13 protein-coding genes are annotated in these 12,899 nt (G+C 66.0%); 9 read left to right on the top strand and 4 right to left on the bottom strand.

Going from position 1 to position 12,899, the window contains the following annotated elements:
* Positions 1-51 precede the first annotated feature (51 nt).
* The gene (locus ABGN05_RS11075) at positions 52-810 is read right to left on the bottom strand and encodes a DUF1223 domain-containing protein (protein WP_367954066.1); all 759 of its coding nucleotides are present in this window, start codon (positions 808-810) and stop codon (positions 52-54) included.
* A gap of 143 nt (positions 811-953) precedes the next feature.
* Here ABGN05_RS11075 and ABGN05_RS11070 point away from each other — a divergent pair, with 143 nt between their 5' ends.
* The gene (locus tag ABGN05_RS11070; protein WP_367954065.1) at positions 954-1,655 is read left to right on the top strand and encodes a ceramidase domain-containing protein; all 702 of its coding nucleotides are present in this window, start codon (positions 954-956) and stop codon (positions 1,653-1,655) included.
* 109 nt (positions 1,656-1,764) lie between these two features.
* Here ABGN05_RS11070 and ABGN05_RS11065 read toward each other — a convergent pair whose 3' ends face one another.
* Complete coding sequence (locus ABGN05_RS11065; RefSeq protein ID WP_367954064.1) at positions 1,765-2,055, bottom strand: DUF1127 domain-containing protein; 291 nt, start codon at positions 2,053-2,055, stop codon at positions 1,765-1,767.
* Between the two features lie 179 nt (positions 2,056-2,234).
* Between ABGN05_RS11065 and ABGN05_RS11060 the strand changes: the two genes are divergently transcribed.
* Both ABGN05_RS11060 and ABGN05_RS11055 read left to right on the top strand, forming a co-directional pair.
* A complete protein-coding gene (locus tag ABGN05_RS11060) occupies positions 2,235-3,191 on the top strand; it encodes a LysR substrate-binding domain-containing protein (RefSeq protein ID WP_367954063.1) in 957 nt (318 codons plus the stop codon).
* 305 nt (positions 3,192-3,496) lie between these two features.
* Entirely contained in the window at positions 3,497-5,035 is a 1,539-nt protein-coding gene (locus ABGN05_RS11055; RefSeq protein ID WP_373695929.1) for an adenylate/guanylate cyclase domain-containing protein, read from the top strand.
* A 36-nt stretch (positions 5,036-5,071) separates the two neighbouring features.
* Here the strand turns inward: ABGN05_RS11055 and ABGN05_RS11050 are convergent, their stop codons facing one another.
* Both ABGN05_RS11050 and ABGN05_RS11045 read right to left on the bottom strand, forming a co-directional pair.
* The gene (locus ABGN05_RS11050; protein ID WP_367954062.1) at positions 5,072-6,007 is read right to left on the bottom strand and encodes an SRPBCC family protein; all 936 of its coding nucleotides are present in this window, start codon (positions 6,005-6,007) and stop codon (positions 5,072-5,074) included.
* Positions 6,004-6,345 (bottom strand): ArsR/SmtB family transcription factor, encoded by a 342-nt coding sequence (locus ABGN05_RS11045; RefSeq protein ID WP_367954061.1) that lies wholly within the window; start codon positions 6,343-6,345, stop codon positions 6,004-6,006. Before ABGN05_RS11045 ends, ABGN05_RS11050 begins: the two co-directional genes overlap by 4 nt.
* A gap of 356 nt (positions 6,346-6,701) precedes the next feature.
* Here ABGN05_RS11045 and ABGN05_RS11040 point away from each other — a divergent pair, with 356 nt between their 5' ends.
* The 6 genes from ABGN05_RS11040 (at position 6,702) to ABGN05_RS11015 (ending at position 12,827) form a co-directional block, all read left to right on the top strand.
* Complete coding sequence (locus ABGN05_RS11040; protein WP_367954060.1) at positions 6,702-7,721, top strand: TRAP transporter substrate-binding protein; 1,020 nt, start codon at positions 6,702-6,704, stop codon at positions 7,719-7,721.
* A gap of 82 nt (positions 7,722-7,803) precedes the next feature.
* Entirely contained in the window at positions 7,804-8,376 is a 573-nt protein-coding gene (locus tag ABGN05_RS11035; protein WP_367954059.1) for a TRAP transporter small permease subunit, read from the top strand.
* 1 nt (position 8,377) lies between these two features.
* Positions 8,378-9,688, top strand: coding sequence for a TRAP transporter large permease (locus ABGN05_RS11030; RefSeq protein ID WP_367954058.1), 1,311 nt, complete (start codon positions 8,378-8,380; stop codon positions 9,686-9,688).
* 22 nt (positions 9,689-9,710) lie between these two features.
* On the top strand, positions 9,711-10,883 hold the full coding sequence (dgoD, locus tag ABGN05_RS11025; RefSeq protein ID WP_367954056.1) for a galactonate dehydratase: 1,173 nt from the start codon (positions 9,711-9,713) through the stop codon (positions 10,881-10,883).
* Positions 10,884-10,955: 72 nt separating this feature from the next.
* Entirely contained in the window at positions 10,956-12,527 is a 1,572-nt protein-coding gene (gene xseA / locus ABGN05_RS11020) for an exodeoxyribonuclease VII large subunit (protein WP_367954055.1), read from the top strand.
* Positions 12,528-12,686: 159 nt separating this feature from the next.
* On the top strand, positions 12,687-12,827 hold the full coding sequence (locus ABGN05_RS11015) for a DUF1127 domain-containing protein (protein ID WP_072607751.1): 141 nt from the start codon (positions 12,687-12,689) through the stop codon (positions 12,825-12,827).
* Positions 12,828-12,899: the final 72 nt, after the last annotated feature.

Here is a 12,899-nt window from a genome sequence, read left to right as displayed (position 1 = left end):
ACCAACCTCGGCAACACCTTTTTCCAAGACCGACCCGATACGGGCGGCGGGTTACATGATCGGGTGGTCGAGGATCGCGGCCCCGATGATAGGCCCCGGAGCACCGTCCTTGCCCATGGCCTGGAGCAGCACGGCGCAGCCGCCGGCACCCTTCTTCTTCAATTCGCTCGACGGGATCTCCAGCCGCATCTCGCGGCCGTGCCACATGCCTGCGGACTGGATCGCCGAAACGGCATTCCAGTAGCTGATGGACTTGCCCGCATTCTCGCCGCGGGCGATCTCCACCTGCGTCGCCGGTTCGAAGAAAACCAGCACGACGTTCGCCTTGCCCTTGCGGTGCGTGCCCGCGCCCGTGTCGATGATGATGCTCTCCGGGGTCTGGCGGATGCTCACGTCGATCACAAGGCCCTTGCCTGCGGCATCCATGTCGGCGACCGCGCCTTCGATCTTGTCGCGGTTGGCGCCGTTCATGTGCTCGCGCCCGTTCACCACGACCTGCGGAGTATAGACCGACCGCTGCCCGAGCGCGCGCGCGTAGTCACGCTGTCGCGCGGTGTTCTCGGGATCAGCGAGCGTATCGCCCCAGCCGAGATAGTCCCAGTAGTCGACGTGATAGGCAAGCGCGACGACGTCGCCGCGCCGCGCGAGATCGGCGAAGTAGGCATCGGCGGGAGGACAGGAACTGCAGCCCTGGCTGGTGAACAGTTCGACCACCGCGCGCGGCTTTCCGTCGACGGACTGGGCGGCTGCCGGGAGGGCCGGCGAGGCGATCATCGCCAGCAGGAATCCGATCTTTCGGAAAATGCCCATGTCCGATCCTGACTGAAATGCGGACGCTGCCGGTCCGCCTTCTCATGCAGCTTCGACATTAAGCGCATGCTCAGGTCAACCCGAAGTCACGTTGCGGTGAGACGATTCTCCCGCATACTCGTCCGGAAAAAGGAGGGCGGAGCGTGAATGATTCGATTCTTGCCAGCATCGACAACTACTGCGAACGCACCGGTCCCGAGTTCTGGTCCGAGCCGCTGAATGCGGTGACGAACCTCGCGTTCATCCTTGCGGGCATCTGGGGGCTGCTGGAGATCAGGAGACGCAACGGCGACGCCTTTGCCGTGGCGCTCGCCTGGTGGGTCATCGCCATCGGCATCGGCTCGGCGCTGTTCCACACCTTCGCCAACGGGCTGACGATCTGGTTCGATGTGGTGCCGATCGCCACCTTCACGCTGGCGCTGACGCTGTTCAACATCCGCCGCTGGGTCGGTTTCGGCTGGGGCCTCTCGCTCGCGGCACTGGTCGGATTCTTCGCCATCGCGGGCGCGATCACCGCAATGCTGCCCGACTGGATCAGGGTCGCCACCAACGGCACGTCTGGCTACCTGCCGGCGCTCCTGTCGCTCGCGTTCTGGGGGCTTGTCCTCATCTGGCGCGGCCACCCTGCCGGGTGGTACGATCTTGTCGCCGCGGCAATGCTGGTAGCCTCGGCCTTTTTCCGCACGATCGATCCCGATATCTGCGAGGCCTTCCCGATCGGCACCCATTTCCTCTGGCACACACTCAACGGCGCCATGCTCGCCGTGCTCCTGGCATCCGTCGCCTGGCACGGCACGCCGGGACGGGATGCGCGGCACGGGCGCCAGGTCGTGGCCGGCACCTGACGAAAAAGCCCGGCCTCGTTATGAGGCCGGGCAGTCGGCAGGCGTGCCGGGGGGAGCCGGCGGGAGTATCGGCCTGCGGGAAACCGTATCGGTCCGCTGCGGACGCGGGTCAGATCATGCGCCGGGCGGCGGCTTCGTCGGCGCGAAGCCGCGCCTGCGCGATCCAGCCCAGTTGTTCCGTCGGGTCGATGCCGAGCGGCGCGTTCCAGGCGACGTGGAGATCGCCACGCACGAGCCCGATGTCGGCAAGCTGCGCATCGCTCATCTCTCCGAGCTGGTAGATCTCGCGGCGGTTCCGCCAGGCACGGATGAGTTTCGCCACCCCGTTCACGATACGCAGCCCGAGTGCCGGGCGCACGCGGGCGGGCCTCTCGATGGCGCTGTGTTCCAGGGCGGTCATGTCGCTCTCCTTCGCTTTGTCGAGGACGCGCAAAGCCCTCCGGCCGAAAAAGTATTCCGGCCGACGGCTGCTTCGTGGCGTCCAGTCGTTGAACGATTTTCTTATCTCAAACCCCAATTGATAAGTCGAACGAATGTTTTTAATCTTAAGCATCAAAGATCATGATAGGTGTGATCCCCATGGCCGCGCAGCTCGACCTCGACCAGCTCCAAACCTTCGTCGCGATCGCCGACACCGGTTCCTTCACGCGCGCCGCCGAGGAGGTGTTCCGCACACAGTCGGCGGTCTCCATGCAGATGCGGCGGCTGGAGGAACGGATCGGCCGGGCACTGTTCGAGAAGGACGGCCGCACCAACCGCCTGACCGAGGACGGGGAGCGCCTGCTCGCCTATGCGCGACGCATGATCCGGCTGAACCGCGAGACGCTGGCCGCCTTCGAGGACAACCGCCTGGAAGGGCAGGTCCGCATCGGCACGCCAGACGACTACGCCGATCGCTTCCTGCCGGAGATCATGGCACGTTTCGCCCGCTCCAATCCGCGCGTCGAGATGTCTGTCATCTGCGAGCCGACGGTCAATCTCGTCGAGCAGATCCGCCGCGGCCTGCTGGACATCGCGCTCGTCACCCATGACGACGAGAAAGGCGCCTCGGAGATCGTGCGACGCGAACCCCTGCTGTGGGTCGCCTCGGCGAACCACACGGTCCACGAGGAGGATGTCCTGCCGCTCGCCGTCGGCCGCCCGACCTGCGTGTGGCGGCGGTCTGCCACCGACATGCTCGACCAGATGGAGCGCGACTACCGCGTCCTGTTCACCAGCTGGTCGGCGACCGTCATCATCGCGGCGGTCATGTCGGGACTGGCGGTGTCAGTCCTGCCGGAATGCGCGCTTCGCCCCGGAATGCGGGTACTCACCGAGAGCGACGGCTTCGGTGCCCTGCCCGACTGCCGCATCGGCATCATGCGCGGCCACTCCTCCCAGCCGGCAATCGTCGACGCACTGGCGCGCCACATAACCGAGAGCCTCGACAACATCTCGCTTCCGGTGCCAGAGGACGGAGCCAGTTTCGACTTCGCGGCGATCGGGTTCTCCATGCGCGGGCGGCGCCAGAAACCTGGTACGATGGCGGGCTGGTAGCGGAAGACGCCGGCCAGGCCTTGCCGCGCATGCGCAGTTCCGTCACCGGGATTTCGATGCGGCAGCGCAGGCCGGTCGGTTCCAAGGACAGGCTGGTCCGGCCTTTCAATTCGTAGGCGAGCGTGCGCTCCGGGACCTCCATCCCGAATCCGCGCCACGGCACTTCGTTGATGCTCGTCAGCCGCTTCCGTTTCCGCTAAAGTTCCGCCGTCGACCTTGCGGAGCCGGAGATCGCCTTGTCCCCCTTTTCGGAGCATACGCGTCCGGGCGACCGCCTCTGGCTCAGGATCGCCGAGCAGCCTTGGCTGTTTGCCTCGCTGATCGTGCTGGCGCTCGCGCTCCTTCCCGTGGCGGTCTGGCTCGACCTGAAGAACCTGTCCGACAACGCGCTGACCACCCAGGCACGCACCTTCAACGGCATGTTCAACGACATCCGCGGCTATTACGCCGCCAACGTCGTGGGCCGCGTCCAGGGCTTCGACGGCGATTCCGTCGCCGTGCACAATTACGAGGACGTGCCTGGCGCCATCCCCATTCCCGCCACGCTTTCGCTCGAACTTGGCAGCGTGATCGCCGGGCGCGGCGTCGAGGACATCGCCTACCGGTTTGTTTCGGACTTCCCCTTTGCTAACCGAGCGCCGCACAATCTCGACGGCTTCGAGACCAAGGCGCTCGCCGATTTCCGCGCTTCGCGCGATCCGGAACAGGTGGCGACCGAGATCACCGGTTCGCTGTTCGAGCGCCAGATCCGAATGGCAGTGCCGGTCATGCTCGGCCAGGCCTGCGTGTCCTGCCACAACATCCACCCCGAGAGCCCCAAGCGCGACTGGCAGGTCGGCGACGTGCGCGGCATCCAGGCCATCACCGTGCATCAGCCGATCGCCAAGAACCTGTTCTCCTTCAAGTACCTGTTCCTCTACTTCGCCGGCGCCGGCGCTTTCGGCATCGCGTTCGCCGGCCTTCAGTGGCGCCAGGCCAACGCCTTCCGCCACATGAACCGCGAACTCGAGGACGCCAACGGCTTCCTCGCCGCGATCTCCATGAAAATCTCGAAGTACCTCTCGCCGCAGATCTACAAGTCGATCTTCTCGGGCGAGAAGGACGTCGTCATCTCCACCGAGCGCAAGAAGCTCACCATCTTCTTCTCCGACATCAAGGATTTCACCGAGACGGCCGAGCACCTGCAGCCGGAGGAACTGACCAGCCTGCTCAACGAGTACTTCACAGAAATGTCGAAGATCGCGCACGAGCACGGCGCCACCGTCGACAAGTTCATCGGCGATGCCATCCTCGCCTTCTTCGGCGACCCCGAGACCAGGGGCGCGCGCGAGGACGCCAATGCCTGCCTCGACATGGCCATCGCCATGCAGCGGCGCATGGTGGAGCTGAAATCGGAGTGGCGCAGGCGCGGCATCGAAAAGCCCTTCGAGGTGCGCATGGGCATCAATACGGGCTACTGCAACGTCGGCAATTTCGGGTCGGCCGACCGCATGGACTACACGATCATCGGCGCCGAGGCGAACCTCGCCGCCCGCCTCCAGCATGTCGCCGAGCCGGGCGGCATCGTCATCTCCTACGAGACCTGGGCACACGTGCAGGACCGCGTACGCGTGCACCGGCTCGATCCGATCACACTCAAGGGCATCTCGGGCGAGATCGTACCCTATGCGGTTGAGGGCATCCACGAGACCACGGGCCAGCCGGCCGAGACCATCAACGAAAGCGGCAACGGCCTCTCGATCTTCCTCGACATTACCAAGCTGGACGGCGAAGCCCGCCGCCGCGCGGAAGCGGTGCTGGAAAAGGCGCTCGGTGCCGTGCGAATGAAGGGCGGCCAGGCCTGACGACAGGCCGCCAGGTCTCGGGCGGCATGCATCTCGTCAACGGGAAAGCAAAAACCGCTCCAGCTTGCCGAGCGTCTGCAGCCCCAGTTCCACTGCCCCAAAACCCTTCGCCGTCTGGTATTCGGCCGCGGTGCTGAAGACCATGCCGAGTGTCACCTTCGTCGTGCCTCCCATGTCATCGAACATGGCCCAGGCATCGGCATGTTTCGGCCCGTTCTCGCCCCACAGGAGCTCGTAGGCCATCCTCTCTTCCGTCCGGACTTCGCCGTAGCGGTGGTGGTTGGGGTATACCGTGCCGTCGGGACCGATCATGTCGAAGACCCATTCGCCGCCCTGCCGCAGGTCGATCCTTTTCGTCCGGCAGGAAAACCCGTCCGGCCCCCACCATTGCGGCAGGGTTTCCTCGTTCATCCAGGCCTTCCAGACAAGGTTGCGCGGCGCCGCGATCACGCGCTGCAGGATCATCGTCCGTCCGGCCACGGCCGAAAGATTGTCGAGCCCCGCGCCGAAGCCCTGCCGGTAGCCCTCCTCCATGTCTTCGGCCAGCGATGTGAGTTGCACGGTCACCTCGATACGGCTGCGCTCGCCGTTCCCTTCTATCGCCGCGGTTACCAGCGCGACCGACAGACTCTCGCCTTCGCGGGAGATCACTTCGTAGTTTACGCTGCGAAGGGGCGGCCGCAGGTCCAGCCAGCCAATCTGGCAGCACACGTCGGGCTCTCCCTCGACCTTGCAGAGCGAGACCTCGCGGCCGCCGATGCGCGTGTCGGCCTCCAGGTACTCGACGGTCACGGCCGGTGTCGGCGCCGACCAGACCGCGCGGGCGGCGGGCGCCGTCCAGGCTTCCCACAGCGTCGACGGCGGCGCAGCGACGTCCCGATCGAAGGTCAGGGTCGCGAAACGGCCATTCGCTGCAACGGCCCGTGTATGGGAGAGACTCGGGTCGGCGCTCGGATCGATATCCAGTGTCATTCGTCGGTTTCCTTCATCAACGTCATCACATAGGCATCCAGCCTGTCGAGCCGCGCTTCCCAGATGGCCCGCTGTTCGTCGAGCCATGTCCGGATCGGGACCAGGGCCTCCGGCACGACCGCGCAGGTGCGGACACGCCCGTCCTTCGACGTCGCGATCAATCCTGCCTCCTCAAGCACGGAGAGGTGCCGCATCACGGTCGGCAGGCGCAATCCCGTGGGGTTCGCCAACTCCGTGACCGGCGCGGGTCCCTCCGCGAGCCGGGTGAGAATCGACCGACGGGTCGGATCCGCCAGCGCATGGAACAGAAGCGAGAGATCGGTATCATGCTTAGCCATGTGTCTAACTATCGCTCTACGGGCGTCGGCGCAAGCAAAAACTTCGTCATTTGGCTAAGTATGAGCGAAAGACCGTCACAGCGTGGAATCCGTCGAACGGACCCATGCACGCACCGCTTGCCGGCATTTCCGTGTCGCCAACGCGGGCGGAGCCGGTTTTCCACAGACGGCGGGCAAGCCCTGCCACGATCGCGTGAGACCGGCGGTTTCGGCATTCGGGACGCGGCCGCGTACCGCGCTATCCGGTTGATCCCGGCTGCCATTCATGCACATGTGGGCGAACCGGCCGCGGAGGAAACTGGCTGGCCGTCCGGATCACGTGCCGTGATCTAATCGATTTGAGGAGGAGAGACTTCATGATGAGAAAATTGCTCGCAACCGCTGCCGTCGCGGTGTCGACGCTGGTCCTGTCCGGCGTGGCCTACGCTGCGGACTACAACTGGACGTTCCAGACGTCGGAGACCGCCGGTGAACCCGGGTTCGTCAACAAGCAGAAGTGGGCCGAGACCGTCAAGGCATTGTCCGGCGGCCGCATCGAGATCGAGATCGTGCCCATCGGCGCGGTCGTTCCGCACACCGACACGCTGGAAGCCGTCGGCGGCGGCATCCTGCAGGGCCACCTGACCGACCCGAGCTACTTCGCCGGCAAGGACCCTGCCTTCGCCATGATGGGCAATCTCGTCGGCGCCTGGAGCGATCCGTTCGAACTGCTCGGCTTCATGCAGTCCGGCGGCGGGCACGAACTCTATTCGGAACTGGTCGAGCCCTATGGCGTGCACTTCATCGGCGCGGCTGCGACCGAGCCGGAGGCCTTCGTCTCCTCCAAGCCTATCCGCACCGTCGAAGACCTGAAGGGCATCAAGCTACGTGCGCCGGAAGGCATGGTCTACGAGATCTTCTCCAAGGCCGGCGCCTCGCCCGTGGCGCTGCCGGGCTCGGAAGTCTTCACCGCCCTCGACAAGGGCGTCGTCGACGCCGCCGACTACACCGTCTTCGCCACCAACCAGGCGCAGGGCATGAACGACATCGCGCACTACCCGCTCTATCCCGGTTTCCACTCGCTGCCGCTGATCGACATCTCGATGACCAAGTCGATCTGGGACGAACTGCCGGACGATTTGAAGGCGATCCTCGACGCCTCGGTCGACGCATTCATCTTCCAGCACGTCTATTCGGTGCGCAAGCTCGACGCGGAGGCCGTCGCCAAGGCCAAGGCGAACCCCGAAATCGAGATCATCAACTGGTCGGGCGACGAGCGCGCCAAGTTCCGCCGCATCGCCCAGCAGGAGTGGGAGACCTGGGCCGGAAAGACCGCCATGACCCAGCGCTACTACGACGCGGTCGTGGCCTATCTGAAGGGACGCAACCTGCTCTGATCGCCAGCGTCTGACGCCACCGATCACCCGCGCCCGGCCGGTCTTTCAGCCGGGCGCAGTCGTCTGCGACGGGAGGAATTTCATGTCGGATAGTTCGCAACCCCGCGGCCCGGCCGATACCGGCGACGTCGAGATCCGCTCGCGGCTCGACCGCGTCGTCGCCGCCTCGGCCAGGCCGTTGTCATGGGCGATCTTCGTCGCCTTCGCCGTCAGCGTCTACGAGGTCATCGCCCGGTACGTTTTCGACAGCCCGACCTACTGGGCACACGAGTCGACGACCTTCCTGATCGCCGCCATCTTCCTCGTAGGCGGGCCCATCGCGCTCTCCCGCGACAAGCATATCCGCGTGCGCATGATCTACGACGCGGTCTCGCCCGCGACGCGGCGCTGGCTCGACGTGGTCAATTCAATCATCGCGATGATCTTCTTCGCCGGGCTCGGCTATGCCGGCTGGATCATGGCATGGAAGGCGACCCACACGCCCACCGGCGACATTCATTTCGAGGGCACCGGTACGGCCTGGAACCCGCCGACACCGGCGCTGCTGAAGATCCTCATCCTGGGTTGCGTGGTACTGATGTTTGTCCAGTCGGCGCTTCACCTCGTCAAGGCGCTACGGCGCGACCTGCCGCAAGAACCGCGTGGAGACCGCTGACATGGGCCTCAGCGCGCTCGGCATCGAGAACGGCACGTATCTGCTCGTCGCCCTGATCTTCCTCCTGCTCTTGACCGGCCTGCCGCTCGCCTGGGTTACCGGTCTGGTCGCCCTGCTCTTCACCTTCGGATGGTTCGGTGGGAACGCGCTACCACTCGTCACCTCGCGCATATTCGGCTTCATCACCGAATATTCGCTGGTCGCGATACCGATGTTCATCCTTATGGCGGCGCTTCTCGACCGGTCGGGGATAGCGAAGGACCTCTTCAACGGCATGCGCGTGCTCGCCGGGAGGCTGCCAGGCGGCGTGGCGGTGCAGACGCTGATCGTCGCCATCCTGATGGCCGCCATGTCGGGCGTGATCGGCGGCGAGATCGTGCTGCTCGGCATCCTGGCGCTGCCGCAGATGCTGCGGCTCGGATACGATCGCAGCCTGTCGATCGGCGTGGTCTGCGCGGGTGGATCGCTTGGCACCATGATGCCGCCATCGATCGTCCTGATCATCTACGGCCTCGTCGCCGGCGTCTCGATCGCGGACCTCTTCGTCGCCGCCATCACGCCGGCGCTGCTCCTGCTCGGCTGCTACATCGCCTACGTTTTGATCCGCTGCCTTCGCGATCCCTCGCTCGGCCCGCCAATGAGCGCAGAGGAACATGCGGAGGAATCGCTCGGCAGCGCGCTGAAATCCCTCGTCGCGCCGCTTTTCATCGTCTTGGTCGTGCTTGGCTCGATCTATGGCGGCATCGCCTCCATCACCGAAGCCGCCGCGCTCGGCGTCTCGTCGGTGATCGTCATCTCTGCGCTGAGGCGCGAACTCACCTTCGCCATGATGCAGGAGAGCCTGGTCCACACGCTCGAAACCTGCGGCATGATCATCTGGATCGGCATCGCGGCGGCCGTGCTGGTGGGCGTCTACAACCTGATGGGCGGCAACCGCTTCGTCTCGGCCGCGATCCTGGGCCTCGACGCCTCGCCGGTCGTCATCATCATGGTGATGATGCTCATCCTGCTTGTGCTCGGCATGTTCCTCGACTGGATCGGCATCGCGCTGCTGACGCTGCCGATCTTCGTGCCGATCATTACGGAACTCGGCTTCGACCCGATCTGGTTCGGCATCCTGTTCGCGGTCAACATGCAGGTGTCCTACCTGACGCCACCCTTCGGACCGGCCGCCTTCTACCTGAAGAGCGTCGCGCCGCCCGACATCACGCTGAAGCACATCTATACCGCACTGCTGCCCTTCATCGGGCTGCAACTCCTGGTGCTGGCGCTGCTCCTGTTCTTCCCGCAAATCGCCATTTGGCCGCTGTAGCGATCTCTACCGGACATCCGCCGTGAAGATCACCGCCGTCACCGCCCACGTCGTCAACGCCGAGATGCGCAACTGGATCTTCGTCAAGGTCCAGACGGACGTGCCCGGCCTGCACGGCTGGGGCGAGGCGACGCTGGAATGGAAGACCAGGAGCGTCGCGGGCGCCGTCGAGGACCTCGCACCGCTGGTCGTCGGCCGCAATCCGCTTGACATTGAGCAGGCGGTCAGGGCGATGCGCAAGCAGTCCTTCTGGCGCCTCGGCGCCATCGGCATGAGCGCCGTCTCCGGCATCGAGCTGGCGCTCTGGGACATCATTGGCAAGCACTTCGGCGTGCCGGTCTGGCAGCTCGCAGGCGGTCGGACCCGCGACAGGGTCCACGTCTACACCCATCTCGGCTTCGGCGACATGCGCGCCGTCTATGAGACCGACAGCGTCGATCCGCTGGTCGAGCGTGCGCATGAAGTGCTCGCGCGCGGCTACACCGCCTTCAAGGTCGTCATCCTGCCCTATGTCTACGCTTATGCGCCGCGCAAAGCCGTCGCCCACGTCGAACGGCTGATGGGCCGCCTGCGCGAGGCGGTGGGGCCGGATATCGAGATCATGCTCGACTTCCACGGCAAGCCCGGCTCCGTCGCCACCGCGCTCTCCTTCATCGAGGCCGTCGCGCCGTTCCATCCGATGTTCGTCGAGGAGCCGATCCAGCCGGGAGACGTGCGCGGCATGCGCATGATCACCGAGAAGTCGACCGTTCCGATCGCGACCGGCGAGCGCCTCGTCGAGCGCAGCGAATTCGAGGACCACTTCCACGCGCGCGCTATGGACATCGTCCAGCCCGACATCTGCCATTGCGGCGGGCTGCTGGAGGCCAAGAAGATCGCCGCCATGGCCGAGACCGCCGGAATGGGGGTGGCGCCGCACAACCCTCTCGGGCCGATCGCGGGCGCCGCGGCGCTGCACTTCGCCGTCTCGACCCCATCCCACATCATCCAGGAGGAGATGGTCGGCGCCGTGCCCTGGTACTTCGACGTGGTGCAGGGCCCGATCCGCATGGTGGACGGCCACTGGCAGGTGCCGGAGACGCCGGGTCTCGGCATCGAGGTGAACGAGGAAGAATGCGCGAAGCATCCCTTCGCGCCGGAAGTCTACCACACGACCAACGCGGTCCTCCCGGACGGCACGATCGTCGACTGGTAGGGGCGGCACCAGCCTGGCGCGGCGCCTCCCCTGCACTTTCCCCTCCCCGCGCACCGGGGTAGAACGGCTACCATGTCCGATCTCCTCTCTCCCGATTCTCCCACCAATGCCGCCGAGTTCACCGTTTCGGAGCTTTCCGGCGCGCTGAAGCGCACCGTCGAGGACGCCTTCGGCAACGTGCGGGTGCGCGGGGAGATTTCCGGCTATCGCGGGCCGCACTCCTCCGGCCATGCCTATTTCGCGCTGAAGGACGACCGCGCCCGGCTGGAGGCGGTGATCTGGAAAGGCACCTTCGCGCGCCTGAAGTTCCGTCCCGAGGAAGGCATGGAGGTGATCGCGCAGGGCAAGCTCACCACCTACCCGGGGTCGTCGAAGTACCAGATCGTCATCGACAGCATCGAGCCCGCCGGCGCGGGCGCGCTGATGGCGCTGCTGGAGGAACGCAAGCGCCGGCTGGCGGCGGAAGGCCTGTTCGAGCAGGCGCGAAAGCAGCTGCTGCCCTTCATGCCGAGGGTGATCGGCGTCGTCACCTCCCCCACCGGCGCGGTGATCCGCGACATCATCCATCGGATCTCGGACCGCTATCCACTTCATGTGCTGGTGTGGCCGGTGCGCGTGCAGGGGGAGACGACTGGAATGGAGGTGTCCAACGCGGTCGCCGGCTTCAACGCGCTGGCGCCCGGCGGCGCGATCCCCCGGCCGGACGTCCTGATCGTGGCGCGTGGCGGCGGCAGCCTGGAGGATCTCTGGGGGTTCAACGACGAGGCGATCGTGCGCGCGGTCGCGGCCTCCGGCATCCCGGTCATCTCCGCCGTCGGCCACGAGACCGACTGGACACTGATCGATCTCGCCGCCGACGTTCGCGCACCGACGCCGACCGGCGCGGCCGAGATGGCGGTGCCGGTCAAGGCCGATCTCGAAGCAACGCTCGCCAGCCTCGGCGCGCGGCTGAAGAACTGCTCCTCGCGCAATTTCGACCGCAAGCACCAGGCACTGCGCGCCGCCGCGCGCGCCCTGCCCTCGGCCGACCAGCTGCTCGCCCTGCCGCGCCGCCGCTTCGACGAGGCCTCGGCCCGGCTCGACCGCTGCCTCGACGTCGGTATCGAGCGCAAGCGCGCCCGCTTCGCCGGCCTGCGCCTGACCCCTGCCACGCTGGAGCGGCGCATGGCCGAGGCCGGCCGCCACCTCGTCCGTCTCGGCGCGCGCATTCCCGGCGCGCATTCCGCGCTGCTGCGCGACCGCTCCCACCGGCTCGCCCGCTCCGCGGCGCGGCTGGGGCTGGAGCCGCTGCTGCGGCGCATGTCGGCCTGCGAGGATCGCGTGGCCAATCTCGGCCGCCGGGCCGACCGGGCCGCGGACGTGCGGCTCGCACGCCTTTCCGACCGGCTCTCGCAGGCGGCGCGCCTCAATTCCTCGCTTTCCTACAAGGCGGTGCTGGAGCGCGGCTTCGTGGTTGTCCACGACGCCTCCGGCGCGCCGGTCAAACGGGCCGCCACGCTCGGGGCCGGGGACCAGGTCTCCCTGCAGTTCGCCGACGCCTCGACCGGCGCGGTGATCGTCGGGGAAGGCGGTCCCGCGAAGCCGCGTCCCAAGGCAGCGCCATCTTCCAAAACTCCGCCGGCCGGCCAAGGGTCGCTCTTCTGACCAGGTGCGCCTCTTTCGCTAGCGCGAAGAGTTTCTGATTAATTAATGAGCGATCTGCAAAAAACGCAGGCGATCCATGCGTTTTCGTCCCTTCTCGCACTGCACAAAAACACCTATCTGCGCATTGTGAAATCGCATTTGCCGTAGAAAGACGCAGAGATGAACATTTTCCAGAACTATCGCAACTGGCGCCGCTATCGCAGCGCCATCGACGAACTCAGCCGCCTGAGCTCCCGCGAGCTCGACGACATCGGCATCACGCGCGCGGACATCCCGCACGTCGCACGCCGCGGCCGCTGAGCCGCCCGACCGCAGGTTTGGCGGCCGGGTTCGCCTTCCCGCCCATGAAATGAAAACGACCGCCGGGATCGC

Source organism: Aquibium pacificum (assembly GCF_040839445.1).
In the GTDB taxonomy this organism is placed as follows: domain Bacteria; phylum Pseudomonadota; class Alphaproteobacteria; order Rhizobiales; family Rhizobiaceae; genus Aquibium; species Aquibium pacificus.
The sequence above is the reverse complement of the archived record's forward strand: the minus strand, read 5'-3'. Positions and strand labels throughout refer to the sequence as shown.